Annotated in this window: 27 protein-coding genes; 6 read left to right on the top strand and 21 right to left on the bottom strand. The window is 65.1% G+C overall.

The features are described from left to right. Positions 1-152 precede the first annotated feature (152 nt). Positions 153-2507, top strand: a complete 2355-nt coding sequence (locus ASF81_RS04175) for an ATP-dependent helicase (RefSeq protein ID WP_055805092.1) — start codon at positions 153-155, stop codon at positions 2505-2507. Between the two features lie 33 nt (positions 2508-2540). Beyond that, complete coding sequence (locus tag ASF81_RS04170; protein WP_055753752.1) at positions 2541-2723, top strand: DUF3606 domain-containing protein; 183 nt, start codon at positions 2541-2543, stop codon at positions 2721-2723. A 61-nt stretch (positions 2724-2784) separates the two neighbouring features. Here the strand turns inward: ASF81_RS04170 and lpdA are convergent, their stop codons facing one another. From lpdA to lipA, 14 genes are all read right to left on the bottom strand, one after another. Continuing rightward, positions 2785-4191 carry a dihydrolipoyl dehydrogenase gene (lpdA, locus tag ASF81_RS04165; RefSeq protein WP_055805089.1) on the bottom strand — a complete coding sequence of 469 codons (1407 nt, stop codon included), beginning with the start codon at positions 4189-4191 and terminating at the stop codon, positions 2785-2787. After that, positions 4191-4670 carry a glutathione peroxidase gene (locus tag ASF81_RS04160; RefSeq protein ID WP_055805086.1) on the bottom strand — a complete coding sequence of 160 codons (480 nt, stop codon included), beginning with the start codon at positions 4668-4670 and terminating at the stop codon, positions 4191-4193. The genes lpdA and ASF81_RS04160 overlap by 1 nt, the downstream gene beginning before the upstream one ends. 15 nt (positions 4671-4685) lie before the next feature. Then, positions 4686-5984 (bottom strand): pyruvate dehydrogenase complex dihydrolipoamide acetyltransferase, encoded by a 1299-nt coding sequence (locus ASF81_RS04155; protein ID WP_055805083.1) that lies wholly within the window; start codon positions 5982-5984, stop codon positions 4686-4688. Next, entirely contained in the window at positions 5984-6301 is a 318-nt protein-coding gene (locus tag ASF81_RS04150; RefSeq protein WP_055753755.1) for a DUF5076 domain-containing protein, read from the bottom strand. The genes ASF81_RS04155 and ASF81_RS04150 overlap by 1 nt, the downstream gene beginning before the upstream one ends. Beyond that, a complete protein-coding gene (locus ASF81_RS04145; protein WP_055805080.1) occupies positions 6298-7677 on the bottom strand; it encodes a pyruvate dehydrogenase complex E1 component subunit beta in 1380 nt (459 codons plus the stop codon). Before ASF81_RS04145 ends, ASF81_RS04150 begins: the two co-directional genes overlap by 4 nt. 3 nt (positions 7678-7680) lie before the next feature. Continuing rightward, entirely contained in the window at positions 7681-8709 is a 1029-nt protein-coding gene (gene pdhA / locus ASF81_RS04140) for a pyruvate dehydrogenase (acetyl-transferring) E1 component subunit alpha (RefSeq protein ID WP_055805076.1), read from the bottom strand. Positions 8710-8843: 134 nt separating this feature from the next. Beyond that, positions 8844-9143 (bottom strand): septum formation initiator family protein, encoded by a 300-nt coding sequence (locus ASF81_RS04135; RefSeq protein WP_017504845.1) that lies wholly within the window; start codon positions 9141-9143, stop codon positions 8844-8846. 138 nt (positions 9144-9281) lie between these two features. Continuing rightward, positions 9282-10559, bottom strand: a complete 1278-nt coding sequence (eno, locus tag ASF81_RS04130; protein ID WP_039243670.1) for a phosphopyruvate hydratase — start codon at positions 10557-10559, stop codon at positions 9282-9284. A gap of 89 nt (positions 10560-10648) precedes the next feature. Next, positions 10649-11269 carry a hypothetical protein gene (locus ASF81_RS04125; RefSeq protein WP_055805073.1) on the bottom strand — a complete coding sequence of 207 codons (621 nt, stop codon included), beginning with the start codon at positions 11267-11269 and terminating at the stop codon, positions 10649-10651. 109 nt (positions 11270-11378) lie between these two features. Then, positions 11379-11561, bottom strand: a complete 183-nt coding sequence (gene rpmF, locus ASF81_RS04120; RefSeq protein ID WP_026108365.1) for a 50S ribosomal protein L32 — start codon at positions 11559-11561, stop codon at positions 11379-11381. A gap of 133 nt (positions 11562-11694) precedes the next feature. Continuing rightward, positions 11695-12246, bottom strand: a complete 552-nt coding sequence (locus ASF81_RS15580) for a sugar O-acetyltransferase (RefSeq protein WP_039243667.1) — start codon at positions 12244-12246, stop codon at positions 11695-11697. After that, entirely contained in the window at positions 12243-13358 is a 1116-nt protein-coding gene (locus tag ASF81_RS04110) for an NAD(P)/FAD-dependent oxidoreductase (RefSeq protein ID WP_055805071.1), read from the bottom strand. The genes ASF81_RS15580 and ASF81_RS04110 overlap by 4 nt, the downstream gene beginning before the upstream one ends. Further along, positions 13355-13807 (bottom strand): type II toxin-antitoxin system RatA family toxin, encoded by a 453-nt coding sequence (locus tag ASF81_RS04105; protein ID WP_055805069.1) that lies wholly within the window; start codon positions 13805-13807, stop codon positions 13355-13357. Before ASF81_RS04105 ends, ASF81_RS04110 begins: the two co-directional genes overlap by 4 nt. 7 nt (positions 13808-13814) lie before the next feature. After that, the gene (lipA, locus tag ASF81_RS04100; protein WP_017504838.1) at positions 13815-14777 is read right to left on the bottom strand and encodes a lipoyl synthase; all 963 of its coding nucleotides are present in this window, start codon (positions 14775-14777) and stop codon (positions 13815-13817) included. Between the two features lie 183 nt (positions 14778-14960). Here lipA and ASF81_RS04095 point away from each other — a divergent pair, with 183 nt between their 5' ends. Further along, a complete protein-coding gene (locus tag ASF81_RS04095; protein WP_055805065.1) occupies positions 14961-16514 on the top strand; it encodes an AMP-binding protein in 1554 nt (517 codons plus the stop codon). Here the strand turns inward: ASF81_RS04095 and ygiD are convergent, their stop codons facing one another. The 4 genes from ygiD to ASF81_RS04075 form a co-directional block, all read right to left on the bottom strand. Continuing rightward, a complete protein-coding gene (gene ygiD, locus ASF81_RS04090; RefSeq protein WP_082503415.1) occupies positions 16515-17273 on the bottom strand; it encodes a 4,5-DOPA dioxygenase extradiol in 759 nt (252 codons plus the stop codon). Positions 17274-17277: 4 nt separating this feature from the next. Then, entirely contained in the window at positions 17278-17880 is a 603-nt protein-coding gene (gene wrbA / locus ASF81_RS04085; protein WP_055805062.1) for an NAD(P)H:quinone oxidoreductase, read from the bottom strand. A 98-nt stretch (positions 17881-17978) separates the two neighbouring features. After that, positions 17979-18437 (bottom strand): hypothetical protein, encoded by a 459-nt coding sequence (locus tag ASF81_RS04080; RefSeq protein ID WP_055805058.1) that lies wholly within the window; start codon positions 18435-18437, stop codon positions 17979-17981. Next, the gene (locus ASF81_RS04075; RefSeq protein ID WP_055805054.1) at positions 18413-19270 is read right to left on the bottom strand and encodes a D-alanyl-D-alanine carboxypeptidase family protein; all 858 of its coding nucleotides are present in this window, start codon (positions 19268-19270) and stop codon (positions 18413-18415) included. Before ASF81_RS04075 ends, ASF81_RS04080 begins: the two co-directional genes overlap by 25 nt. A gap of 105 nt (positions 19271-19375) precedes the next feature. Between ASF81_RS04075 and ASF81_RS04070 the strand changes: the two genes are divergently transcribed. The 3 genes from ASF81_RS04070 to ASF81_RS04060 are packed head-to-tail and all read left to right on the top strand — an operon-like array spanning position 19376 to position 22202. After that, entirely contained in the window at positions 19376-20737 is a 1362-nt protein-coding gene (locus tag ASF81_RS04070) for an MFS transporter (RefSeq protein WP_055805449.1), read from the top strand. Then, the gene (gene mazG / locus ASF81_RS04065) at positions 20734-21528 is read left to right on the top strand and encodes a nucleoside triphosphate pyrophosphohydrolase (protein WP_082503414.1); all 795 of its coding nucleotides are present in this window, start codon (positions 20734-20736) and stop codon (positions 21526-21528) included. The genes ASF81_RS04070 and mazG overlap by 4 nt, the downstream gene beginning before the upstream one ends. Positions 21529-21539: 11 nt before the next feature. Beyond that, on the top strand, positions 21540-22202 hold the full coding sequence (locus tag ASF81_RS04060; RefSeq protein ID WP_055805047.1) for an HAD family phosphatase: 663 nt from the start codon (positions 21540-21542) through the stop codon (positions 22200-22202). Here the strand turns inward: ASF81_RS04060 and ASF81_RS04055 are convergent. Genes ASF81_RS04055 through hfq form a run of 3 tightly spaced genes read right to left on the bottom strand, consistent with a single transcriptional unit; the run spans position 22193 to position 25396 of the window. After that, positions 22193-23830 (bottom strand): Na+/H+ antiporter, encoded by a 1638-nt coding sequence (locus tag ASF81_RS04055; protein ID WP_055805044.1) that lies wholly within the window; start codon positions 23828-23830, stop codon positions 22193-22195. The genes ASF81_RS04060 and ASF81_RS04055 overlap by 10 nt on opposite strands. Before the next feature lie 6 nt (positions 23831-23836). Beyond that, positions 23837-25150 carry a GTPase HflX gene (gene hflX / locus ASF81_RS04050; RefSeq protein ID WP_055805040.1) on the bottom strand — a complete coding sequence of 438 codons (1314 nt, stop codon included), beginning with the start codon at positions 25148-25150 and terminating at the stop codon, positions 23837-23839. After that, positions 25151-25396, bottom strand: a complete 246-nt coding sequence (gene hfq / locus ASF81_RS04045) for an RNA chaperone Hfq (protein WP_003164861.1) — start codon at positions 25394-25396, stop codon at positions 25151-25153. Positions 25397-25403 lie beyond the last annotated feature (7 nt).

The raw sequence follows: 25403 nt of genomic DNA, 5'->3' as shown, positions 1-25403 counted from the left end.
GTCCCTCTTGTCAGTGTTCTGCTGCATCGCACCTAGGAACCGGCCGTCGATCCGCCGGGTTCCGAGGTTTGATTGTGGCGGCGGCCCTGACTTTGCCGCGCGGTCCCCTTATGTTCCGGTTTCGAATCTGACTGACGGATGTTTCTGCGCCTGTGACCGACCTTCCCGCCCCCCGTATTTCCGACCTGGCGCGAGCCCGCGCGCCCGAGGGCGAGGCGCCGCGTGATTATCTGAAGGGGCTGAACCCGGAGCAGCGCGAGGCGGTCGAGACGACCGAGGGTCCGGTTCTGGTGCTTGCGGGCGCCGGCACGGGCAAGACCCGCGTCCTGACGACACGGCTGGCGCACATTCTGGCGACAGGCCGGGCCAAGCCGTGGGAGCTGCTGGCCGTCACCTTCACCAACAAGGCCGCGCGCGAAATGCGCGAGCGCATCACGCATCTGATCGGCCCCTCCGCCGAAGGCCTCCGCTGGCTTGGCACCTTCCACTCCATCGCCGCCCAGATCTTGCGTCGCCACGCCGAACTTGTCGGCCTGAAATCCAGCTTCACCATCCTGGACACCGACGACCAGGAACGGGTGCTGAAACAGCTGCTGGAAGCGGCCAACATCGACACCAAACGCTGGACGCCCAAGTCGCTGTCCGGCCTGATCGACCATTGGAAAAACCGGGGCTGGACGCCGGACAAGCTGCCGCCGGGCGAGGACTTCGCCAACGGCAAGGGTCAGGGCCTGTACGCCGCCTATCAGGCGCGCTTGCGCAGCCTGAACGCCTGCGACTTCGGCGATCTGCTGCTGCACAACATCACCATTTTGTCGCAGCATGCGGACCTGGCGGAGGAATATCGCCGTCGGTTCCGCTACATCCTGGTGGACGAATACCAGGACACCAACGTCGCCCAGTATCTGTGGCTGCGGCTGCTGACGGCCTCGACAGGCAACGTCTGCTGCGTCGGCGACGACGATCAGTCGATCTACGGCTGGCGCGGGGCCGAGGTGGACAACATCCTGCGCTTCGAGCGCGACTTCCCTGGCGCCAAGATCGTCAAGCTGGAGCGGAACTATCGCTCGACCAGTCATATCCTGGGGGCGGCGTCCGGCCTCATCGCCGCCAACCGAGACCGGCTGGGCAAGACCCTGTGGACCGAGGACGACAGCGGCGACAAGGTGCGCGTACGCGGCGTGTGGGACGGCGAGGCCGAGGCCCGGCTGATCGCCGACGAGATCGAGACCGCGCGGCGTCCCCACGCCGGCAAACCCGGCCTGAAATACAAGGACATGGCCATTCTGGTCCGCGCCTCGTTCCAGATGCGCGCCTTCGAGGAACGGCTGGTCATGCTGGCCATCCCCTACACCGTCATCGGCGGGCCGCGCTTCTTCGAGCGCGCCGAGATCCGCGACGCCCACGCCTATCTGCGCCTGATCCTGTCAGAAGACGACGACCTCGCCTTCGAAAGGATCGTCAATGTGCCCAAACGCGGCATCGGCGACACCAGCGTGCAGAAAATCCTGCAACTGGCCCGCCAACACGACCTGTCGGCCCTGACCGCCGTGCGGGGCCTGATCAATACCGATGAGCTTCAGGCCCGCACCCGCACCGCCCTGTCCAACTTCGTGCGCGACATCGACCGCTGGCGCCAACTGTCCGAGACCACGCCCCACTGGCAGGTCATGGAGACGGTGCTGGAGGAGAGCGGCTATACCGACATGCAGAAGGCCGACCGCACCAGCGGCCAGACCCGCCTGGAGAACCTGAAGGAACTGACCCAGTCGATGCAGCAGTTCGAGACGCTGCAAGCCTATCTGGAGCACGTCTCCCTGGTCATGGATCTGGAGCGCGCGACCAGCGACGATCCGAACGGCGACGGGGCGGTGCAGATCATGACCCTGCACGGCGCCAAGGGGCTGGAGTTCCCGCTGGTCTTCCTGCCCGGCTGGGAAGAAGGCGTCTTCCCCAGCCAGCGCAGCATCGACGAAAAGGGCGAGAAGGGCTTGGAGGAAGAACGCCGCCTGGCCTACGTCGGCGTCACACGCGCCAAGCAGGACGCCCGCATCTCCTTCGCCGCCAACCGGCTGGTCTATGGACGCTGGACCTCCCAACTGCCCAGTCGGTTTGTCGACGAACTGCCCATCGCCCACGTCGATCCCCAATCCGACACAGGCTATTACGGCGCTTCGTCCGGCATGAAGGAGGCCAAGAGCCGCTGGGACGACGCGCCGTCCTTCGGCAGCGGCTATTCCTCCCCCGGCTGGAAACGCGCCCAGAGCTTCACCGCCGCCCAGACCCCGGCCAAGATCCCAGCGCGCAAGGCCGTCATCGAAGGCGACGGCCGACTGATCGCCACCGCCGACCCCAAATCCAGCTCAGGCTGGAAAAAGGGCGAACGCGTCTTTCACCAGAAGTTCGGCTACGGAAACGTGCGCGTCATCGAAGGCAACAAACTGCTGGTCGAATTCGAAAAGGCCGGGGAAAAGCGCGTGATCGACAGCTTTGTCGAGAAGGCCTAACCCGGCACCCTAACGCAATGAATGGAGCCAAAGATGGCGGGCCTCAAGGACAAGCGCGGCTTCATCGACAAGGATCGCATTGATCTGTCGGAACGTCAGTCGGTCGAATACTGGATGAAACGCTGGGGCGTGACCAAGGACCAGATCACCGCCGCGCACCGCAAGGTTGGGCGCATGACCAAGGATATCGCAGCGGAATTGGGCAAGAAGCGCTGACGCCGCCTTCCTGAAACGAGAAACGGCCCCGGAGCACTCCGAGGCCGTTTCCGTCTCTGGCTTAGATGTGGATCACACGCCCATATGCGTCCAGCGCCGCTTCGTGCATGGCCTCCGACATCGTCGGGTGCGGATAGACGATCCCGTGGATATCTTCCTCTGTCGCCTCCATGGTGATGGCGGTGACATAGCCCTGGATCATCTCGGTGACCTCGTGGCCGATCATGTGGGCGCCAATCAGCGCGCCGGTCTTGGCGTCGAAGATTACCTTGACGAAGCCGTCGGTATCGCCCGAGGCGATCGCCTTTCCGTTCACACGGAACGGGAAGCGGCCGATCTTGACGTCGCGCTTCTCGGCGCGAGCAGCCTGTTCGGTGACGCCGACCGAGGCCACCTGTGGCTGGGCATAGGTGCAGCCGGCGATCGGCGAATGGACGTTGGGCGTCTTGTAGCCAGCGATATGTTCGGCGGCGTGGATGCCTTCGTGCGACGCCTTGTGCGCCAGCCAGGGCGCGCCGGCGCAGTCGCCAATGGCGTACAGGCCCTTGACGTTGGTCTGGCAGTGGCCATCGATCTTGACGTGGCCGCGGTCCATTTCCAGACCAAGTTCTTCCAGACCGATGCCGTCGGTATTGGCGGTGATGCCCACGGCCGAGATGCAGACCTCGGCCTCCAGGGTCTCGGCCTTGCCGCCGATCTCGACGCCGACCTTCACGCCCTTGGCGTCCTTGCTCACCTTGGTGACCTTGGCGCCCAGCTTGAACTTCATGCCGCGCTTTTCGAACGACTTCTGAGCGGCCTTTGAGACCTCTTCGTCCTCGACCGGCATGATACGATCCACGGCCTCGACCACGGTCACGTCACAGCCCAAAGCGCGATAGAAGCTGCCGAACTCGATCCCGATGGCGCCCGAACCGATCACGACAATCGACTTGGGCAGGAACTTCGGGGCCATGGCCTCGCGATAGGCCCAGATCCTGTCACCGTCGGCTTCCAGTCCGATCTGCGGCAGGGCGCGGGCGCGGGCGCCGACGGCCAGCATGACGGACTTGGCCTCCAGCGCGCGCGAACCGCCGGCTTTCAGGGCAACAACGACCTTGGGCGCAGCGGCGCCCTTCTCCAGCTTGGCCGACCCTTCGATCACCTCGATCTTGTTCTTCTTCATCAGGAAGCCGACGCCCTGATTCAGTTGTTTGGCCACGCCACGCGAGCGCTGGATGATGGCGTCGAAATCGAACGAAGCGCCGGACGCCGACAAGCCGTACTCCTTCAGGTGGCTCAGGCTCTCGAACTTCTCGCCCGACTTCAGCAGGGCCTTGGTCGGGATGCACCCCCAGTTCAGGCAGATGCCGCCCAGGTTCTCGCGCTCGACGATGGCGACCTTCAGGCCCAACTGGCTGGCGCGAATGGCCGCGACATAACCGCCGGGGCCCGAGCCGATGACGACGAGATCGAATTCAGCAACCATTAGATCAACTTCTCGATGTCGGCCTTGATGGCCTCGGGTTCAGTCTGCGGGGCGTATCGGGCGACCACCCTACCCTCGCGGTCGGTCAGGAACTTGGTGAAGTTCCACTTGATGGCTTTGGAGCCCAGAAAGCCCCGTTTCTGCTTGGTCAGCCAGGCATAGAGCGGATGCCGGTTCGGCCCGTTGACCTCCACCTTGTCGAACAGGGGGAAGCTCACGTCGAAACTGGTGGCGCAGAAGGCGGCGATTTCCGCCGCCTTGCCCGGCTCCTGATTGCCGAATTGGTTGCAGGGAAAGCCCAGCACCTCGAACGGCTGATCAGCGAACGCGCGGTGCAGCTTTTCGAGGCCGTCGTATTGCCCCGTAAAGCCACACTTGGACGCCGTATTGACGATCAACAACGCCTGACCGCGAAAGCGATCGAGCGAAACGTCCGTGCCGTCGATGGCGCGGGCGGAGAAGTCATAGACCGAGGTCATGACCTCACCCTCCCCTTAGGCCAGCATCGCGACGGGATCTTCGATCAGCGGCTTGAACGCCTGCAGGAAGCGGGCGCCGGTCGCGCCGTCCACGACACGGTGATCGCAGGTCAGGGTCACGGTCATGACCGTGGCCGGCACGACCTGACCGTTCTTGACGACTGCGCGCTGTTCGCCCGCGCCCACGCTCATGATGCAGCCCTGCGGCTCATTGATGATCGAGGTGAACTGCTTGATGCCGAACATGCCCAGATTGGACACCGAGAAGGTGCCGCCTTGGAACTCTTCGGGCTTGAGCTTGCGGTCGCGGGCGCGCTTGGCCAAGTCCTTGGATTCGGTCGCGATCTGCGCCAAACCCTTGGTTTCGGCCTTTTTAATGATCGGGGTGATCAGGCCGCCGTCGATCGCCACCGCCATGGAGACATCGGCGTTGTGGTGCATGGCGATGCCTTCGGGCGTGTAGGAGGCGTTGGCCTCCGGCACCATCTTCAGGGCCAGGGCGGCGGCCTTGATGACGAAGTCGTTGACCGAGACCTTGATCCCTTGCGGCTCCAGCATCTTGTTGACCTTGGCGCGCACGGCCATCAGCTGGTCGATCTCGCAGTCGATGAACAGCGGGAAGTGCGGGACGTTCTGGACGCTGTCGACCATGCGGCGCGCGACGGCCTTCTTCATGCCGTCCAGCGGGATCAGGTCGTAGCTGCCGTCCGGAATGCCCATCTGCGCCAGCGACTGCGCCTTGCGCGGCTCCGCTGCGGTCGTGGCGGGCGACGCCGAAGAGGCGGTCGCCGGTTGGGTCGAACCCTTGCCAGCGGCCTCGACGTCGCGCTTGACGATGCGGCCGTGGGGACCGGTGCCCTTAATCGATTTCAGATCGACGCCGTTCTGAGCGGCGATACGTCGAGCGAGCGGCGACGAAAAGATGCGATCTCCGCTGTCCGACTTCGGCGCCGCGGGCGCCGGAGCCGCAGGCGTAGCCGCCTTGGGCGCCTCGGCAGCAGCCGGAGCGACCTCGGCCTTGGGGGCTTCCGTTTTTGCAGCCGACTTTTCAGCCGGCTTGGGTGCGGCCGCGCCGCCCTCGTCCTTCAGGCGGGCGATGGGCGTATTGACCTTCACGCCTTCCGTGCCTTCAGCGACTAGGATGTCGGTGACTTCACCCTCGTCCACGGCCTCGACTTCCATCGTCGCCTTGTCGGTTTCGATCTCGGCGATCACGTCGCCGGCGGAGACGACGTCCCCGACCTTGACGTGCCACTTGGCCAGAACGCCTTCCTCCATCGTCGGAGACAGGGCCGGCATCAAGATATCGGTCATCAGGCGTTCCCCCCGGTTGGCGTAATCGGTTCGGCGACAGTGCGGACGTCATTCGCCTTCACCACTTCGCTGAGACCTTCGAGGATGCGGTGGTAGGCCGCAGTTTCATCGTGTTGATGACGCACGGCATAACCATGCGCCATGTGTCGCGCCGCATAGGCCAGCAGCCGACCGAACTGTATGGGATCGTTGAAGGCCGGTTTGACGGACATCACCGGCTCGTCCTTCGACCACCACATCCGAAGGACTTCGATGGCTGCGGGGTCAGCAGCGACGCTGTCTGGCGTCGTCAGCATGAACTCCGATGCCTCGGTCATGCCATCACCTGTTTCACGGCCGCGATGATCTTGTCCACGCCTGGCAACGACAGCACTTCCAGATTGGCGGCATAGGGCAGCGGCACGTCTTCCTGGTGCACGCGCAGCGGCGGAGCATCCAGATAGTCAAAAGCATGTTCGATGACGCGAGCGACGACCTCGGCGCCGACGCCCATCGGACCCCAGCCCTCTTCGGCCGAGACCAGGCGGTTGGTCTTCTTGACGCTCTTGACGATGGTCTCGTGATCCAGGGGGCGCAGAGTGCGCAGGTCGATCACCTCGGCCTCGATACCCTCCTCAGCCAGCTTCTCGGCCGCCTGCAGGGCGAAGCCAACCATCCGGCTGTGGGCGGTGATGGTGACGTCCTTGCCTTCGCGACGAACCTTGGCCTTGCCGATCGGCAGGACATAGTCCTCGACCTCCGGCACATCGAACTCCAGGCCGTACATCATCTCGTGTTCGAGGAAGACGACCGGGTTCGGGTCACGAATGGCGGCTTTCAGCAGGCCCTTGGCGTCGGCCGCGTCATAGGGCGCGATAACCTTCAGACCGGGCACCTGAGCATACCAGGCTGAGTAGTCCTGGCTGTGCTGGGCGCCGACGCGTGAAGCGGCGCCGTTCGGGCCACGGAAGACGATAGGCGCGCGGATCTGACCGCCAGACATATAGAGCGTCTTGGCGGCCGAGTTGATGATGTGGTCGATTGCCTGCATGGCGAAGTTGAACGTCATGAACTCGACGATCGGCTTCAGGCCCGACATGGCGGCGCCGACGCCCAGGCCGGCAAAGCCGTGCTCGGTGATCGGGGTATCGACGACGCGCTGGTCGCCGAACTCCTGCAGCAGGTCCCGGCTGACTTTGTAGGCGCCCTGATACTGGGCGACTTCCTCGCCGATCAGGAAGACGCGGTCATCGCGACGCATCTCTTCGGCCATGGCGTCACGCAGGGCGTCGCGCACGGTCGTCTTGACCAGTTTGGCGTCAGCCGGGATTTCCGGGTCCCGCAGTTCGACCTTGGGCGTCGCCGTCTGAGCCGGGGCCTTTTCCGGATCGCCGGTCTTGCCCTCGGCCGCAGCCTTGGGCGTCTCGGCTTCGCCTTTTGCGGATTCAGCCTTGGGCGCAGGTGCCGCTGCGCCGTCTTCGCCGGCCAGACGCGCGATCGGCGTGTTGACCTTCACGTTCTCGGAGCCTTCGGCCACCAGGATTTCCAGCACTTCGCCTTCATCCACGGCCTCGACTTCCATCGTCGCCTTATCGGTTTCGATCTCGGCGATCACCTGGCCGGCCGACACGGTGTCGCCCGCCTTGATATGCCATTTGGTCAGCGTGCCCTCTTCCATCGTGGGGGACAGCGCCGGCATCAGAATGTCGGTCACGGATCAGGCCTCCACGTAGACGTCGGTATAGAGCTCGGACGGATTGGGTTCCGGGCTCTCTTGGGCGAATTGAACAGCTTCGGCGACGATCGCCTTGATCTCGTTGTCGATGGCCTTGAGCTCGTCCTCGGTCGCATTGGCGGCCGACAGAAGCATCTTCAGGTGATCGATCGGGTCGCGGGTCTTCTTGACCTCGTCGACCTCTTCCTTGGTCCGGTACTTGGCCGGGTCGGACATCGAGTGACCGCGATAGCGATAGGTCTTCACTTCCAGGATGAAGGGACCGCCGCCCTCGCGGGCGCGCTTCACCGCACGCGCCGTCGCGTCGCGCACGGCCAGCACGTCCATGCCGTCGACCTGCTCGCCCGGAATGCCGAAGCTGGCGCCGCGCTGATACAGTTCGGTCGTCGAGGACGAGCGTTCGATGCTCGTGCCCATGGCGTACTGGTTGTTCTCGATGATGTAGATGGCCGGCAGCTTCCACAGCTGCGCCATGTTGAAGCTTTCGTACACCTGCCCCTGGTTCGAGGCGCCGTCGCCGAAATAGACGAAGGCCACCGAATCGTCGCCGCGATACTTGCCCGCAAAGGCCAGGCCGGTGCCCAGCGCCACCTGGGCGCCGACGATGCCGTGACCGCCGTAGAAGCCGGTCGGCACGTCGAACATGTGCATCGATCCGCCTTTACCCTTGGACGAACCGCCGCTGCGGCCGGTCAGCTCGGCCATGACTTCCTTCGGATCCATGCCGGCGGCCAGCATGTGGCCGTGGTCGCGGTATCCGGTGATGATCTTGTCGTGGCCCTGTTTGACGCTCTCCTGAACGCCGACCGCCACGGCCTCTTGGCCGATGTACAGGTGGCAGAAGCCGCCGATCAGACCCATGCCGTAGAGCTGGCCCGCACGCTCTTCGAAGCGGCGGATCAGAACCATCTCGCGATAGAAGCGCAGAAGGTCTTCCTTGGACGCCGTCGGCGTGTTGGGCAGTTTGTCAGGCGTGGTCGTCTGAGCGGATTTGGCTGGGGCTTTCGCCATCCGGTATCTCCCGGCTAGGCGCCGAGAACCGACGCCTTCTTATCGTTACGGAAAGGGGCTTTAGCAGCCTTCCTTCCGGTAACGCAAAGGGGTGCGGGTCGCCCTGTAACAATAGTTCAAGTGGTGAAGGTCGCTCAGCCTTGGGCGGCCGGGGCCGAGACGCGGATCACATAGTCGCGCGGATCGGAGAAGCCGAGCACGGCGCGCGCGCGCTCTTCCAGAAGGTCGCGAGACAGACTGTCGGTGCGCAGATAGCGAACCCGTGTCTCAAGGTCGCGGCGCTGCTCGGTCAGATGCGCCAGTTGGTCCTCGCGCTGCCCCAGCAAGGCGTCGCGAGATGATCCGCTCAACAGTCCGCGCTCGCCCGTCAGCGCCTGCACCCCGAGATAGGCCAGAAGCAGCAACAGGGCGAGGGACAGGCGGTAAGGTTTCATCCGTTCGGGCACTTGAGACGCTCCTTCTGAGCGCGAAAACACAGTTCAGAAACCGTGCCCGAAAATGCCTAACGAAATGTAGCTTGACCGTAAGATTGTCGGCGGAAAACGCTGATTCTCCGCCGACAATTCCATTTTCTATTTCAGCAGCATGCCGTCGCCGAAATAGACGCCCTGATCGCCCAGCATTTCCTCGATGCGGAGCAACTGGTTGTACTTCGCCACCCGGTCGGAGCGGGCCAACGAGCCGGTCTTGATCTGCCCGCAGTTGGTCGCCACGGCCAGGTCGGCGATGGTGTAGTCCTCGGTCTCGCCCGACCGGTGGCTCATCACGGCGGTGTACCCTGCGCGGTGGGCCATATCGACGGCGTCCAGCGTCTCGGACAGGGTGCCGATCTGGTTGACCTTGATCAGGATCGAATTCGCCAGGCCTTCGCCGATACCGGCGGCCAGACGCGCTGGATTGGTCACGAACAGATCGTCCCCGACCAGTTGGACGCGGTCGCCCAGACGTTCGGTCAGCAGGCGCCAGCCGTCGAAATCATCCTCGGCCATGCCGTCCTCGATCGACACGATCGGGAAGCGTTCGCACAGATCGACCAGATAGGCGGCCATGCCTTCGGAATCGACGGTCTTGCCCTCACCGGCCATGACGTATTTGCCGTCCTTGAAGAACTCGGTCGAGGCGACGTCTAGGCCCAGGTGGAAGTCTTCGCCCGCAAGGTAGCCCGCCGCCTGGCCCGCCTTGGTGATGAAGCTCAGCGCCTCATCAGCCGACGCCAGATTGGGCGCAAAGCCGCCCTCGTCGCCGACGTTGGTGTTGTGCCCGGCGTCCTTCAGTTGCTTCTTCAGGGCGTGGAAGATTTCGGCGCCCATGCGCACGGCGTCCGAAAAGGTCTCGGCGCCCGTGGGCAGGATCATGAACTCCTGAATGTCGATCGGATTGTCGGCGTGGGCGCCGCCGTTGATGATGTTCATCATCGGGGTCGGCAGGACGCGGGCCGAGACCCCGCCAAGATAACGATACAGTTCCTGATTGGCCGACAGGGCGCTGGCCTTGGCGACCGCCAGAGACACGCCCAGGATCGCATTGGCGCCCAGACGGCCCTTATTGGGCGTGCCGTCCAGTTCGATCATCGCCTCGTCGATCCGGCGCTGCTGCTCGGCGTCCATGCCGGACAGGGCGTCGAAGATCTCGCCGTTGACGGCGTCGACCGCCTTCTGGACGCCCTTGCCGCCCCACATGTCCTTGTCGCCGTCACGCAGTTCGACCGCTTCGTGCGCGCCCGTAGACGCGCCGGACGGAACGGCGGCGCGGCCGAACGAACCGTCTTCCAGCGTGACATCGACCTCGACCGTCGGATTGCCCCGGCTGTCGAGGATCTGGCGGGCGACGATGTCGGCGATGTCGGTCATGGCTCGGCTCTTTGGCTCAAGGGGCAAGGGAGGTCAGACGGTTTAGCCGCCTCCCCGCCAAACGCCAATGCCGACGTCATCGCCGGGCGTCAGGAACAGCCTTCAACCAGCTGGATCGAGGGATCGCCCGCATGGACCATCATCACCTTGCCGTCGCTGCCGATCTCATATCGAACGCCACGCGCCGACGGATCGGTGACATAGGTCGTCGATCCGCCCTTCGACCAGACGAACAGATCCTCGGCCGGCGCCTCCTGGTATTTGTGCGGCTGGGCGAAGACCGCGCCGCCATAGGCCTGCTTGATCGCCATGGCCGTATCGCCCACCCCGAATCCACGATCGGTCTTCGTCGTCGCACCGCGCGCCAGGGTGATTCGCGTCAGCACGCCGTTCTGGATCATCACCTGCACATCGGCGGGCGCCTTCGCGGGATGGAACTGGTCACAGACTTCAGGCTCGGCGCCGCCGACGGCGTTCGGTTGGGAGTCCTCGCCCCAGACCTTCACCAGCTCGGCGCGCGTCATGCCGATTCGCACCGGGCCCAGACCTTCGGCCGTCAACGCATTCGGATCGGCTGCGGGCGTAGCGGGCATCTCGTTCGCGGATGCGACGGGCGGTGCAATGGGCTCCGAGGCGCGGTCCTCTGCGCGATTGCAGGCGGCGAGGGTCAGCAGCGCGCAGGCGCTGACGGCGGTGAAACGAATCATCATGCGGCGTCTCCAATGGAAGCTTCACCGCATTGAACGCACGAAAACGGCGCGCGGGTCACCGCGCGCCGTCGAAATCGTCATCCGACCGAAGTCGGGATCGCCTGAAAGACTAGTCTTCCTTCGGCGTGATGACCTGACGACCGCGATAGGTGCCGGTCTTCAGGTCGATGTGGTGCGGGCGCTTCAGCTCGCCGGTGTCCTTGTCCTCAACGTAGACGTTCGAGGTCAGGGCGTCGTGGGCGCGGCGCATGTTGCGACGCGAGGGAGATACTTTGCGCTTCGGAACGGCCATGTCCGTCTCAATCTTCTAAGTCGGGCGCCGCCCAGAGCCGAGCTCCGTCTAGCGCGAAAACAATAGCGGCGGCCCTCAGGACCGCCACGCGAGGCGCGGCTTATGCATGAACCGCGCGACGATTTCAAGGCGTTTAAGCAGGCGTCAGACGCCGGACGATCTTCGCAGGATTGCCGACCACCACCACGTCGGACGGCACGTCCTTCGTCACGACCGATCCCGCGCCGATCACCGAACGATCGCCGATGGTGACGCCCGCCAGAACGATCGCGCCGCCGCCGATCCAGACGTCGTCCCCGATGACGATCGGCCGCGCCGTCTCCTCGCCCCGGCGGGCGACCGCGTCCAACGGATGCTCCGGCGTCAGAAGCTGTACGCCCGGCCCGGCCTGGAAGTTGTCGCCGATACGGATCTCGGCGCAGTCCAGAAACACGCAGTTGGCGTTCGCAAAGGCCCGCGCGCCAAGGTGGATGTTGACGCCGTAGTCGCAGAAGAAGCCCGGCATGATGATCGCCTTGCCGTCGGCCGCATTGACCAATTCGTTGACCAGGGCGCCGCGCCGGTCGCGATCCGGCTCGGCGTTGATGGCGACGGTCAGGGCCACGGCGCGGGCGCGACCATCGCGCAGATCGGGATCGCCCGGATCATATGGCAAGCCCGCCAGCATCTTCTCGCGCTCGGTCATGCGCCCTCCGTCAGAGCAGAGGCCACCGCTTCGCCAATTGCCAAGGAACTGGTCAGGCCGGGGCTTTCGATGCCGAACAGGGCCATCAGACCATTGATGCCGTGATGTTCGCGGCCATGAAGCTGAAAGTCCGGTTGCGGCTCGCCCGGCCCATGCAGTTTGGGCCGAATGCCGGCGTAGTCCGGCGTCAGGGCGCCGTCGGGCAGACCCGGCCAGAAACGACGAATGTAGGTGGCGAACTCTTCGGCCTTGGCAGGATCAACCGAGTAATCCTCGGTTTCGACAAAGGCCAGATCGGGGCCGAACACGGCCTGACCACCCAGATCTTTGCGATAGTGGGTGCCCAGCGCGCCGGGGATGGGCGGCGGATAGATCAGGCGGTCGAACGGCGCCTTGCCTGTCAGCCGGAAATAGACGCCCTTGCCGAAATGCCCGGCGGGAATGTCTCCGGGTGGATAGCCTTCGATCGACGCCGCCACAGCCTGGGCCGACAGTCCGGGCGCGGTGACCAAAAGGCGGCTGGTGACCTGCATCGCCCCCTCCCCGCCGACACGGATCGTGAAGCCGCCTCCCACCAGCGGCTCTGCGCCCTCGAACGGCGCTGAGACCACGACCGACCCACCCGAATCCTCGATCTCGCCTTGCAAGGCGAGCATATAGCCGTGGCTGTCGAACAGGCCGCTCTCGGGCGACATAATGGCGGCGTGGGCGTTCAGCTCCGGCTCCAGCGCCCGCGCTTGGGCGCCGGTTAGATGCGCCAGCCCTTCGACGCCATTCGCCGTCGCCTGTTCGAAGATCGCCTCGATCCGCTCGACCTCTAATTCCTGCGTCGCCACGACTAGCTTGCCGCATTTCCAGTGTTCGATCTTGCGGCTGGCCAGGAAGTCGTAGAGCGCGCGGCGTCCCTCGACGCAGAAGCGGGCCTTCAGCGATCCGGTCGGGTAATAGAGGCCGCCGTGAATGACCTCGGAGTTACGCGAGGAGACGCCCTGGCCGATGTGGGCTTCCTTCTCCAGCACCAGCACCGTCAGCCCCCGTTTCGACAGCGCCCGACCGCAGGCCAGGCCCACAGCCCCGGCGCCCACGACGGTCGCGTCGAAATCGAAACTCATCGGACGTCGTATCTCCGTTTCGCCTCGGCCTCGAAACAGCCGATCAGCTTTTCCACAGCCCGGTCGAAGTTCGCCGACAGCATCATGTCCAGCATCCGGGACTTGAAGGCGAAGTCGATCATGAACTCCAGCCGCGTGCCGCCGGGATGAGGAAAGAACTCCCAACGGTTCTTCAGGTGCTTGAACGGTCCGCGCAACAGGCCGACCTCGACCTTGGGCGCATTGCGATCATGCCGGACCCAGGTGGAGAACCGCTCCTTTAGAAAGGAAAACCCGACGCTCGCCTCCGCGTCCTGTAAGCCGACGCCCTCGCCCTCCTCGCGCGCGTTCCAGACGCGCATCGACGTCACCCACGGCACGAAGTCGGGATAGGCGCGCACATCGGCGACCAGATCGGCAAGCTGCTGGGGCGCATAGGGAAGAATGCGCGTGACGCGGTGGACGGCCATGCGGGACTTAGCGGCGCAGCTGCGCCTCGCGCGCCGCCTTCAGCCGGGCGAAATCGTCGCCGGCATGGTGCGACGAACGCGTCAGCGGGCTGGACGACACCATCAGGAAGCCCTTGGCCCGGGCGATCGCCTCATAGGCCTTGAACTCTTCCGGCGTCACGAACCGATCGATGGCGGCATGTTTGCGCGTCGGCTGCAGGTACTGGCCGATGGTGATGAAGTCGACGCCGGCGGACCGCATGTCGTCCATCACCTGCATGACCTCTTCCTTGGTTTCGCCCAGACCGACCATGATGCCGGACTTGGTGAACTGGTTCGGGTCGCGCTCCTTTACCATCTGCAACAGGCGCAGGCTGTGGAAGTAGCGCGCGCCCGGCCGGATCTTCAGATACAAGCGCGGAACGGTCTCCAAGTTATGATTGAAGACGTCGGGCTTGGCGTCGATCATTACGGCAGCCGCCCCGTCCTTTCGCAGGAAGTCGGGCGTCAGGATCTCGATGGTGGTGTCCGGCGCTTGGATGCGGATCTGGCGCACCACCTCGGCGAAGTGGGCCGCACCGCCGTCGGCCACGTCGTCGCGATCGACCGATGTGATGACGACGTGGTTCAGGCCCATCTGCTGGACAGCCAATCCCACCTTGCCCGGCTCTTCCGGATCCAGCGGCTGAGGCAAGCCCGTCTTGACGTTGCAGAAGGCGCAGGCCCGCGTGCAGGTGTCGCCCATGATCATCAAGGTGGCGTGTTTCTGGCTCCAGCACTCGCCGATGTTCGGGCAGGCCGCCTCTTCACAGACCGTCACCAGCCCCTTGGAGCGAACGATCTCCTTGGTGGCGTTGTATTGACCAGAGCCCGGCGCCTTGACCCGCAGCCAGTCGGGCTTTTTCAGAACGACCGACTCGGGCCGGTTCTGCTTTTCGGGGTGGCGCAGCTCGGACGGCTTACGCTGAAGGGTGTCGATCAGGGTGACCATGGCCGGTATTTCGGACTTTGAGGCCGTTTAGGCAAGGCACACCGGGTAACAGACTTGCCGCAGGCGTGATCGCGCATCGGAACTCACGCGACGTTACGCATCTTTTCAAGATGACGCGGCGTCATTAATGACAGTCGCCCGAACAACAGAGAGGGCCGCCCGCGTCCTCCGTAGGAGACGCGCTTGCGCCAGGCCCTGGACCCCTCGCTTTACGACTCGACCCTGATCGACGCCCTGATCGATGCGCGGTCGCGTTTTGGCGACAAGGAAATCCTGGAGGATCAGGACCGGCATCCGCTGACCTACACCGGCCTGATCCGCGCCGCCTTCGTGCTGGGGCGCAAGATCGCCAATATGACCGACAAGGGCGAGCGGGTCGCGATCCTGCTGCCATCGTCCATGGGCGTCGTCGTCACCTTCTTCGGTCTGCACGCCCACGGTCGCGTGCCGGTGATGCTGAACTTCACCGCCGGCGAAGCCAATCTGAAGGCGGCGATCAAGGCCTCAGGCGTCAACAAGGTGCTGACCGCCAAACGCTTCATCGACCAGGCCAAGCTGGACGACCTGATCGTCGAACTGAAGACGGTGGCCGAGGTCGTCTGGCTGGACGATGTACGCAAGACCATCGGCCTGGCCGACAAGCTCTACGGCCTCGCCGCCGGCGCGGCGCCCAAGCGGTTCCGCGTGAAGACGGATCCGGACGCGCCGGGCGTCGTCCTGTTCACTTCCGGCAGCTTCGGCACGCCCAAGGGCGTGGTGCTGAGCCAGAAGAACCTCGTCGCCAATGCGCGTCAGGTGGCGGCCCACATCGACCTGCTGCCCGAATGGGTGATGTTCAATCCCCTGCCGACCTTCCACTGTTTCGGCCTGACCGGCGGGGTCATCCTGCCGCTGCTGCAAGGGTTGAAGGCCTTCCAGTATCCGTCGCCGCTGCACGCCAAACAGATCACCGACCTGCTGCCCCAGGTGAACGCATCGATCCTGTTCGCGACCGACACCTTCCTGAACCAGTACGGCCGCGTCGCCGAACCGAACGACTTCTCGACGCTGAAGTTCGTCGTCGCCGGCGCCGAGAAGGTGCGCGAGGAAACCCGCACCCTGTTCAACACCAAGTTCGGCGGCGTCGAACTGCTGGAAGGCTACGGCGCGACCGAGGCCTCGCCCGTGATCGCCGTCAACCATCCTGACCGCAACACGCCCGGCACGGTCGGTCAGGTGCTGCCTGGCATCGACTGGAAGCTGGAGCCCGTTGAGGGCATCGACGCGGGCGGTCGCCTGATGCTGCGCGGGCCCAATGTCATGAGCGGCTATGTCACCTCGGCCGAGCCGTTGCAGTGGGATCCGATCGGCGACGATTGGCTGGACACCGGCGACATCGTCGATGTGACGGACGACGGCTATGTCACCATCCGCGGCCGCGCCAAGCGCTTCGCTAAGATCGGCGGCGAGATGGTCTCGCTGACCGCCGTCGAAGGGATCGCCGGCGCCGTCTGGCCGGATCAGCGCCACGCCGTGGTGTCGATTCCGGACAGCCGCAAGGGCGAGAAGCTGGTGCTCGTCACTGACCACGCCGACGCTGAGGTCGCGCCCCTGGCCGAATGGGCGCGAACCAACGGCGCGCCCGAACTGATCGTGCCGAAAAAGATCGTCAAGGTCGCCGAGGTCCCCGTCCTGGGCACCGGCAAGACCGACTATGTGTCGATCCAGAAGATGGTAGAGGCCGAGAAGGCGGCCTGATCAGCCGATCCGGACGCCCGTCATCGAGATCGAGCCGCCGTCGATACGGTCGTTGAAGAAGCTGACCGCCTCGCCCGGCTCCTGCTGGGCGGCGATGTAAAGCACCGGCAGGAAATGTTCGTCGGTCGGCACGCTCAGTTGCGCGTCCTCGGCCAGACCCACCCAGTCGATCAGCGCTTCATGGTCGCCCCGTTCGAACGCCGTCTTCACCGCCTCGTTGAAGCCGGTCGCCCAGGCGTAGGGCTCTGCGCCGTCCTCGCGCTTCCAGGTCCGCAGATTGTGGACGAAGTCGCCCGAGCCAGCGATGACGATTCCCTTGTCCCGCAGCGGTTTCAACGCCTTGGCCAGTTCGTAATGCTGGCGCGCCGTCAGCTCGCGATTCAGCGACAGTTGCACTACCGGCACGTCCGCCTCTGGCCACACATGGCACAGCACCGACCAGGTCCCGTGATCCAGGCCCCACGCTTGCGTCTGGACGGCCCCGGTCAGCGCCGATACCCGCGCCGCCAAGGCGGGCGACCCGGGCGCCGGATACTGCATCTGATGAAGTTCGCGCGGAAAGTTGCCGAAGTCATGGATGGTCTCGGGCCTCTCCTGCGCGGTGACGCCCAGCCCGCGCGTCTCCCAGTGGGCGGAGATCATCACCACACCCTTGGGCTTGCCGATCGCTTCGCCCAGCGCACGCCAGGCGGCCCCATAGGGACTGCCAAGCGCATTCATGGGTGAACCGTGGCCGAAAAAGACGGCGGGCTGGCGCATCGGATCAGCCGTGCAGCTTCTTGGCCAGCTCGGCGATATGCTTGCCCTGGAACCGGGCGCCGTCCAGCTCGACGTCGCTGGGCTGACGCGAGCCGTCGCCGCCCGTGATCGTCGATGCGCCATAGGGCGAACCGCCGTGGATGGCGTCCAGCGTCATTTGTCCCTGGAAGGAATAGGGCAGACCCACGACCGGCATGCCGTGGTGCATGAAGAAGTTGTGCAGGCCCTGGAAGGTCGTCTCCTGACCGCCATGCTGTGTCGCCGTGGCGGTAAAGGCCCCGCCCACCTTGCCGATCAGGGCGCCCGAGAACCACAGGCCGCCGGCCTGATCCAGGAAGGCGCGCATCTGCGACGCGGCCGAACCAAACCGGGTGCCGGCGCCGATGATGATGGCGTCATAGTCCTTCAGATCGTCGATCTTGGCGATCGGCGCCTTTTGATCCAGCTTGTAGTGCGAGGCCTTGGCCAGCTCTTCCGGCACGGTTTCCGGCACGCGCTTGATGTCCACGACGGCGCCTTCGACCTCGCGCGCGCCTTCGGCGACCGCCTCGGCCATGGTTTCCAGGTGACCATAGGTCGAATGATAGAGGACGAGGACTTTCGGCATCGAGGAGGCTCCGTTGAATGACAAGGGTCGTCATTCGCAACAACGACCGTTGCTAACTTGGCGCGCTGCTTGCCCTTCCGCAAGTCCCCGACATCAAATCACGTCTCGAAGGGACAGACGGTGTCATAAAAAGTCTTGTCGCCCGGCGTTGGGCGACCGCGGCGACAGTGGAAACGATGCTCCATCACCATCGCCTGCTGCTCGATGTTCAAGGCGTCCCACCGGCAGGTCGGTTCCACGCGGTAGGCATAGGAGGCGGGTGTGTCCCCAGCCTTCAGCTTTGCGAACAGCAGATTGACGCCCTGCTGGGCCTGCCAGACGTGCGTCAGTTCATGGATCAGCACGCCCTGCATACGAACAGGCGCGACCGCGAAGTCTGAGACGAGTTGCGCTTGCGGCCACACGATCCAGTCTCGTCCGAACCAGCGTCCAGCCACAAAGGCGCGGCGGAACGGCCAACCGATCAAACGGACGGGCGCCAGGTCGATCGCGGCACCGAACGCCTCTCGCGCTAGGCCCTTTTCAGCTTCGGTCAGGGCGCGAACGAAGGATCCCAAGGCTTCACATACTCCCAGTGCCACGGCTCATAGACATAGGGCACGAAGCCGAAACGCCCAGCGTTCGCAACCAGCCAGCGATAGGTCGCCGACCGCGCCATATATTCGCGGCTGGCCGGGGTGGTGGAATCGACACCCAGACCCGGCGCTTGGCCGACGTAAAGATCGACCGCCGTGCCCGTCCGATGCGGCGAACAGACGGCACGACGCAGCCCGTCGCAGTTGCCCTGCTGCGCACAGCGCGCCGCGTCCGCCTCGGGATCGCGGAAGCCGGAGAATATCTGCAGCAGTTCGGGATCGCCCGCCACCTCCGGAACCTCAGCCCGCGCGGCTGCGACCAGCCGGCGATAGGCGTCCAGCACGTCCCTGCGCAGAAGGCGTGTCAGACGGTCGGCATGTTCCTCGGACTCGACCAGATAGCCCAGCTGATTGATCGGCGGCGGCTCGGGACAGGCTCCGCTGACGCGCGCCATGACGAACGGCCGTCGCTCCTGCCAAAGTCCGCGAAACACCTGGAATGTCGCCGCATCGAACAGGCCGGTCGGCGCCAGGCCGTGCGTCTGCTGAAACCCCGCCAGTTGCGATGCGAAGATCGGCGTGCCGGGCCCACAGGCCGTATGCAGTTCGCGCTGGATCAGCGGTAGATAGGCCTGCCACCCCCACTCCGCCGCCCCGAACGGCGCCCATTCCATGCCGTAGGCCGATGCCGCGTTCGCCAGTCCCTGGGCCTGCCAACCGTCGGCATTGGTGTGGCAGGGCCCGGCCGCCCGCGCGCCGCCGGCGAACGTCAGAACGCAGCAAACGGACAGGAACGCAAAAAGGCTTAGCCACATGTCCCACAGGAAGCCCCAAGCCGGTCGATCTCACAAGTGCATGCGTCAACGATCGCTGGCATGGTGACGCGCGGCCGACTCGCGCCGCGCCTTTCGGACCGACGCATGTCCACCGCCGCGCCGAGCGCGCCCCGCCGTTCAAACGCCGTGCTCGCGGCCTTCTCCGGCCCGTGCTTGCCTCTGGCGGCCTTCGGCGTCGCCCTGCCCGTCACCCTGCCCGAGTTCTACGCCACCCATGTGGGTTTGGAGTTGGGAGTCGTGGCGGCCGTGTTCATGGCTGTGCGCCTGATCGACATCGTCTTCGACCCCTTCATCGGCTGGGGCATGGACAAGACCAAGACACGGTTCGGTCGCTATCGCCCGTGGATGGCGATCTCGACGCCGATCCTGATGCTGTCGGCCTTCATGATGTTCGTCGTGGTCCAGCCCGGCGCCGGACCGGCCTATCTGTTTGGCTGGCTGCTGGTCCTCTATCTCGGCTTTTCGATCGCCACCCTGGGCCAACTCGGCTGGGCCGCCGTGCTTGCGCCGCAGTATGACCAGCGCAGCCGCGTCTACGGCTGGTGGCAGGTGTTCAACATCATCGGCGTGATCCTGATTCTGGTGCTGCCGACTGTGGTGGTTCAGACGGGCATCGGGAAATACGCCGACGGCGTGCGCATCATGGGCTGGGCCATTCTGATCGCCCTGCCCGTCACCATCGGCCTGGCCATGGTCGCCGTCCCCGAACCCGTCAATGCGGGCGATCAGCCGCACGGCGGCGCCGGCGCATATCTGGCGCTGTTGAAGATGCCGACGGTCCGGAAGCTTTTGATCGCCGACCTGCTGCTGGGCGTCGCACCCGGCATCACCGGCTCGCTGCTGTTCTTCTTCTTCGGACAGATCAAGGGTTACGACCACAGCCAGGCCGGCCTGTTCATGCTGTTCTATTTCATCGCCGGTCTGTGCGGCGCGCCCATCTGGGCCTGGCTGGCCACGCGCATCGGCAAGGACAAGGCCCTGGCGGTCGCCAGCCTGATCTTCGCAGCTCTCTACATCGCCGCCACCCTGGTTCCCGGCGGCAACTTCATGCTGACGGCGGGCGCCATGTTCATCGCCGGCCTGCCCTATGCGGCCGGCCTGTTCCTGTTGCGCGCCATGATGGCGGACGCGGGCGATGAGGTGCGGCTGGAGACGGGCGTGGATCGCACAGGACTGATGTTCTCCATCCTGTCCGCGACAACCAAGATCGGCCACGTGGTCGCGCTGATCCCCTATCTGATCCTACAGGGCGTGGGCTTCAAGGCTGTGCCAGGACCGACGGGTAACAGCGATTTTTCCCTGCTGACGCTCCAAATCCTGTTCATTCTGGTCCCCGGCCTGTTGCTGGCCGCCGCCGCCTGGGTGCTGAAGGGCTATCCCCTGACGCCGAAGCGGCACGATGAAATCCGACTCGCCCTGGAAGCTCGCGACGGAGCCCGCCGTTGAGACCGATCGATCGCCTGCTCGGCGTCATGGAGCGGCTGCGCGATCCCAACGGCGGCTGCCCCTGGGACGTGGAGCAGAGCTTCGCCACCATCGCCCCCTATACGATCGAGGAGGCCTATGAGGTCGCCGACGCCATCGAGCGCAACGATCTGGTCGAGCTGAAGGGCGAACTGGGCGACCTGTTGTTCCAGGTCGTCTTCCATGCCCGCATGGCTGAGGAACAAGGACTGTTCGCCTTTGACGATGTGGTCACGGCCATCGCCGACAAGTTGGAGCGCCGCCACCCCCACGTTTTCGGAGACGAGGCCCAGCGCTCCTCGAAGGAACAGACCATCGCCTGGGAAGTCATCAAGGCCGCCGAGCGCAAGGACCGCAAAAAGCCCGGCGTCCTGGATGATGTGCCGGTCGGCCTTCCCGCCCTGACCCGCGCCGCCAAACTGACCAAACGCGCCGGCCGCGTCGGCTTCGACTGGCCATCCACTGATGAAGTGTTCGACAAGCTGGCCGAAGAGGTTGAGGAATTGCGCGTCGAGATCGCCGCCGGCGACAAGGCCAAGGCGCGCGAAGAGCTGGGCGACCTTCTGTTCGTCGTCGCCAACCTGGCGCGCAAGCTGGACGTCGAACCCGAGGATGCGCTCCGCGCCGCCAACGCCAAGTTCGTGCGTCGCTTCGGCTTCATCGAGGCCGAGCTGGGGAAGGACGGCCGTACGCCCGACCAATCGGATCTGGCCGAGATGGACCGCCTCTGGGACGCCGCAAAGGTCGCCGAAAAGGCCGCGCCTGAAGCCTGAGCGACCTCCGCGTGACCTACGACCTGATCATTTTCGACTACGACGGCGTGGTCGCCGACAGCGAGGTGCTGAACAGTACCGTCATGGCCGAGCAACTGACCGCCATCGGCCTGCCGACCTCGCTCGACGACGTCTTGGCCGCCTATACGGGCAAGCGCTGGCGCGACAACCGGCCGGTCGTCGAGGCGGCTTTGGGTCGTGCCTGCCCTGACGACTTCCACACCACATGGTTTGCGACCTGTCGCCAGCGCGCGCCGCAGCAGCTTGAACCCGTGCCCGGTCTGCTGGACTTCGTCGCCGCCCGGACCGAGCCTCGCTGCATCGCCTCGTCCAGCGGCCCGGACTGGATCGGGGTCGGTCTGGACCTGTTCGGCCTGACGGATCATTTCGACGGCGCGGTCTTCACCGGTCTGGTGGTCGAGCGCGGCAAGCCCCACCCGGACATCTTCCTGCACGCCGCCCAGACGATGGGCGTGGATCCGACGCGCGTCCTGGTGATCGAAGACAGCGAGGCGGGCGTCACGGCAGGCGTCGCGGCCGGTATGACGGTCGTGGGACTGACGGCGGGCGGGCATGTTCGCGACGGCCATGCCGAGCGCCTGACGGCGCGCGGCGCCCACTGCATCGCCGACAGCTATGCGGCCGTCTCCGCTTTCATGGATCGTCAGAGGTAGCGCAGTTCCTGAAGATCGACGTCACGGAACAGTTTCTTGGCCGTCACCTCATCCAACTGACGCGCCCTCATCAATCGACGCAGTTCCTCGCGCTCGGCGGCCAAGCCGGCCAGCCAGAGACGACGCTCGATATCGTCCATCTTGCGCGTCAGGGCGGCGTCTTCCTCGTCCGTGCGGGTGTGGGTCTCGATCCGCTGGCGATAGGTCTCCATGATCCGGCCAGCGATGTCGGAATAGAGGTCGGGGTTGGGCTTGCCCTCCGCCATGGCGTGCGAGGCGTCCTCGATGGCGCGCAAGGCGGCCGAGGCGGCGGCGACCCGGCCGCGATCCTCTTCCTGCTCGTGCGAAGGCTCCGGCGGCAGTTCGACGTTCTTCAGCAACCGAGGCAAGGCGAAGGTCGCCAGCACCAGCGACACTACGATCACGCCCGCCGCCAGGAAGATCGCCAGGTTCCGCGACGGCATCGGCGACCCGTCGCCCAAGGCGAACGGCAGGGTCAGAATACCCGCAAGAGTGATCGCGCCCCGCACGCCCGCGAGAGACATCACCATGGTCAGCCGCAAACCGACCCTGGCCGGCGGACCGCGATGGCGGCGGCGAAACAGGGTCAGCTTCAGCGAGGTCCAAACCCAGACGAACCGCAGCGCCGCCAGGGTGGCGACGATGCCGAACACATAGACCGCCAGCCACCAGACCTCGGGCCGGCTGGTGCCCGCCACCACCTCGGCTGCGCGCGACATGATCGAGGGCATCTGTTCGCCCAGGATCACGAAGATGATGCCGTTGGCCACAAACTGAACCGTGTCCCACACGACGCTGCGCCGGATCCGCGTCATCGCCATCGACTGGCCGGCGATGCCCCCACGCTCGGTGAAGCTCATCATCACCCCGGCCGCAACCGCCGCCAAAATGCCGGACGCGTGCAGCTCTTCCGCGACCAGATAGGCCGCAAACGGGATCAGCAGGCTGACCAGAATCTGCGCGCCCACGTCCTCGCCCCAGCGTCGGCTGACGAAGCTCTTGGCGTAGCTGATGGCCATGGTGACCAGAACGCCGACGGCGACCCCGACCAGAGCCAGCCAGGCGAACGTCCCGACCGCATGGCCGATCGAAAACGCGCCAGTCGTCGCGGCGGCGACCGCGATCCGCATGCAGGTCAGGCCCGTCGCATCGTTCAACAGCGACTCGCCTTCCAGAATGTGCATCAGTCGCTTCGGGATCGGCGCTCGCGCCGCGATCGCCTGAACCGCGATGGGATCGGTCGGCGACAGGATTGCGGCCAGGGCGAACGCCACCGGCAGCGGCATCTCCGGGATCATCCACCAGATCAGGAAACCCAGACCGACGACGGTGAACAGCACCAGCCCCAGCGCCAGCTCCAGGATGACCGCCCGGTCGCGAAACAGATCTTCCTTGGGAATTCGCCAGCCATCCAGAAACAGCAGCGGCGGCAGGAACAGCAGAAAGAAGATGTCCGGCTCAAGATCGACCGTCTTGCCCGTGATCAGCACGATGGCGGCGCCCAGCCCGATCTGAACCAGCGGCAAGGCGATGCGCGTGATCCGCGCGATCGAACCCGACACCACCACGGCCAACAGCAGGAGCAGGACGGTTTCGATCAGATGCATGAAAACTCAGTCGGTCAGGTCGGGATACAGGCGCTCGAATCGCCCGAGCGCCGCAGGATGCAGCCGGACCGTGACGTGAGTACGGCCAAGCTCGTCCGCATCGCGCGCCGTGACCCGCCCATGTTCGTACAGCCACGCCAGGGCCTCGCCCTGATGGGGCTCGAGCGTCAGCTGCGTCTCGGGATCATCATCGATCAGGCCGGCGATGATCTGGCGCAGAGGCTCGATCCCCTCGCCCGTCCAGGCCGAGACGGCGACCGCCTCACCGTCCTTCGCCAACCGTTCGGCTTGACCCAGCACAGTTTCACCCGCCTCGTCATCCAGCAGGTCAATCTTGTTCCAGACCTCCAGCACCCGGCGCGTCTTGCCCTCTGGCGTCTCGATCTGCTTCAGCACGGCCTCGACGTCCTTGGCCTGGGCGGCGCTGTCTGGCGAGGCGATGTCGCGAACGTGCAGGATCAGATCGGCCTCGCCGACTTCTTCCAGCGTCGCGCGGAAGCTCTCGACCAGTTCATGCGGCAGGTCGGAGATGAAGCCGACGGTGTCCGCCACGATGGCGGGTCGCCCTTGCGGCAACCGGATGGTGCGCTGGGTCGTGTCCAGGGTGGCGAACAGCAGGTCCTTGGCGAAGACCTCCGATCCCGTCAGCCGGTTGAACAACGTCGACTTGCCGGCGTTGGTGTAGCCGACCAGGGCGATGGTCGGGAACGGCGCTTTCTGACGCTGTTTGCGATGCAGGCCGCGCGTGCGTCGCACCTCCTCCAGTTCGGACTTCAGCCTGACGATCCGGTCGGCGATCAGACGCCGGTCCAGCTCGATCTGGGTTTCGCCGGGCCCGCCGGTCGAGCCGGTGCCGCCACGTTGCCGCTCAAGGTGAGTCCAGGTGCGCACCAGACGCGACCGCTCATAATCCAGCCGCGCCAGCTCGACCTGAAGCCGACCCTCCTTGGTCCGCGCGCGACGGCCGAAGATTTCCAGGATCAGGCCGGTGCGGTCGATGACCTTCACCTCCCACGCCTTTTCCAGATTGCGCTGCTGCACCGGCGTCAGGGCGTCGTCGATGATGACGGCTTCGGCGTCCGCGGCGCGCACGAGCGCGGCCAGTTCCTCGACCTTGCCCGTGCCGAACAGGGTCGCTGGCGTGGTGCTGCGCAGCCGCACGATCTCTTCGGCGCGCACGTCGAGGTCTAGCGCGCGAGCAAGGCCCGCCGCCTCCTCAAGCCGTTCGCTCGCCAGCCGGGGACTGTCCGAGCGTCGGTCGGGGTGAATGACGACCGCCCGGATCAGCGGGACGGTGTGGTCGATCAGTTTTTGGGTCAATCAGTCTTCTTCGGCGTCGGGCTCGTACAGCTGCACGGGCGCGGACGGCATGATGGTTGAGATGGCGTGTTTGTACACCAGCTGGGACTGGCCATCGCGGCGCAGCAGGACACAGAAGTTGTCGAACCAGGTCACGATGCCCTGCAACTTGACCCCATTGACCAGGAAGATGGTCAGCGGCGTCTTGGTCTTGCGGACCGAGTTGAGGAAGGTGTCCTGAAGGTTCTGACGTTTGTCTTGCGACATGGCAGGT

The sequence above is a fragment of the Brevundimonas sp. Leaf168 genome (genome assembly GCF_001423685.1).
GTDB classification, from domain to species: domain Bacteria; phylum Pseudomonadota; class Alphaproteobacteria; order Caulobacterales; family Caulobacteraceae; genus Brevundimonas; species Brevundimonas vesicularis_C.
Note: the sequence above shows the minus strand (reverse complement) of the source record. Positions and strands in the feature narration are given on the sequence as shown.

What these genes read in the sequence shown, in the direction of transcription:
- ASF81_RS04170 (WP_055753752.1), top strand. Translation starts at nt 2,541, where the DNA reads ATGGCGGGCCTCAAGGACAAGCGCGGCTTCATCGACAAGGATCGCATT.
- lpdA (WP_055805089.1), bottom strand. Translation starts at nt 4,191, where the DNA reads ATGGTTGCTGAATTCGATCTCGTCGTCATCGGCTCGGGCCCCGGCGGT.
- ASF81_RS04160 (WP_055805086.1), bottom strand. Translation starts at nt 4,670, where the DNA reads ATGACCTCGGTCTATGACTTCTCCGCCCGCGCCATCGACGGCACGGAC.
- ASF81_RS04155 (WP_055805083.1), bottom strand. Translation starts at nt 5,984, where the DNA reads ATGACCGATATCTTGATGCCGGCCCTGTCTCCGACGATGGAGGAAGGC.
- ASF81_RS04150 (WP_055753755.1), bottom strand. Translation starts at nt 6,301, where the DNA reads ATGACCGAGGCATCGGAGTTCATGCTGACGACGCCAGACAGCGTCGCT.
- pdhA (WP_055805076.1), bottom strand. Translation starts at nt 8,709, where the DNA reads ATGGCGAAAGCCCCAGCCAAATCCGCTCAGACGACCACGCCTGACAAA.
- ASF81_RS04135 (WP_017504845.1), bottom strand. Translation starts at nt 9,143, where the DNA reads ATGAAACCTTACCGCCTGTCCCTCGCCCTGTTGCTGCTTCTGGCCTAT.
- eno (WP_039243670.1), bottom strand. Translation starts at nt 10,559, where the DNA reads ATGACCGACATCGCCGACATCGTCGCCCGCCAGATCCTCGACAGCCGG.
- ASF81_RS04125 (WP_055805073.1), bottom strand. Translation starts at nt 11,269, where the DNA reads ATGATGATTCGTTTCACCGCCGTCAGCGCCTGCGCGCTGCTGACCCTC.
- rpmF (WP_026108365.1), bottom strand. Translation starts at nt 11,561, where the DNA reads ATGGCCGTTCCGAAGCGCAAAGTATCTCCCTCGCGTCGCAACATGCGC.
- ASF81_RS15580 (WP_039243667.1), bottom strand. Translation starts at nt 12,246, where the DNA reads ATGACCGAGCGCGAGAAGATGCTGGCGGGCTTGCCATATGATCCGGGC.
- ASF81_RS04110 (WP_055805071.1), bottom strand. Translation starts at nt 13,358, where the DNA reads ATGAGTTTCGATTTCGACGCGACCGTCGTGGGCGCCGGGGCTGTGGGC.
- ASF81_RS04105 (WP_055805069.1), bottom strand. Translation starts at nt 13,807, where the DNA reads ATGGCCGTCCACCGCGTCACGCGCATTCTTCCCTATGCGCCCCAGCAG.
- lipA (WP_017504838.1), bottom strand. Translation starts at nt 14,777, where the DNA reads ATGGTCACCCTGATCGACACCCTTCAGCGTAAGCCGTCCGAGCTGCGC.
- ygiD (WP_082503415.1), bottom strand. Translation starts at nt 17,273, where the DNA reads ATGCGCCAGCCCGCCGTCTTTTTCGGCCACGGTTCACCCATGAATGCG.
- wrbA (WP_055805062.1), bottom strand. Translation starts at nt 17,880, where the DNA reads ATGCCGAAAGTCCTCGTCCTCTATCATTCGACCTATGGTCACCTGGAA.
- ASF81_RS04075 (WP_055805054.1), bottom strand. Translation starts at nt 19,270, where the DNA reads ATGTGGCTAAGCCTTTTTGCGTTCCTGTCCGTTTGCTGCGTTCTGACG.
- ASF81_RS04070 (WP_055805449.1), top strand. Translation starts at nt 19,376, where the DNA reads ATGTCCACCGCCGCGCCGAGCGCGCCCCGCCGTTCAAACGCCGTGCTC.
- ASF81_RS04055 (WP_055805044.1), bottom strand. Translation starts at nt 23,830, where the DNA reads ATGCATCTGATCGAAACCGTCCTGCTCCTGCTGTTGGCCGTGGTGGTG.
- hfq (WP_003164861.1), bottom strand. Translation starts at nt 25,396, where the DNA reads ATGTCGCAAGACAAACGTCAGAACCTTCAGGACACCTTCCTCAACTCG.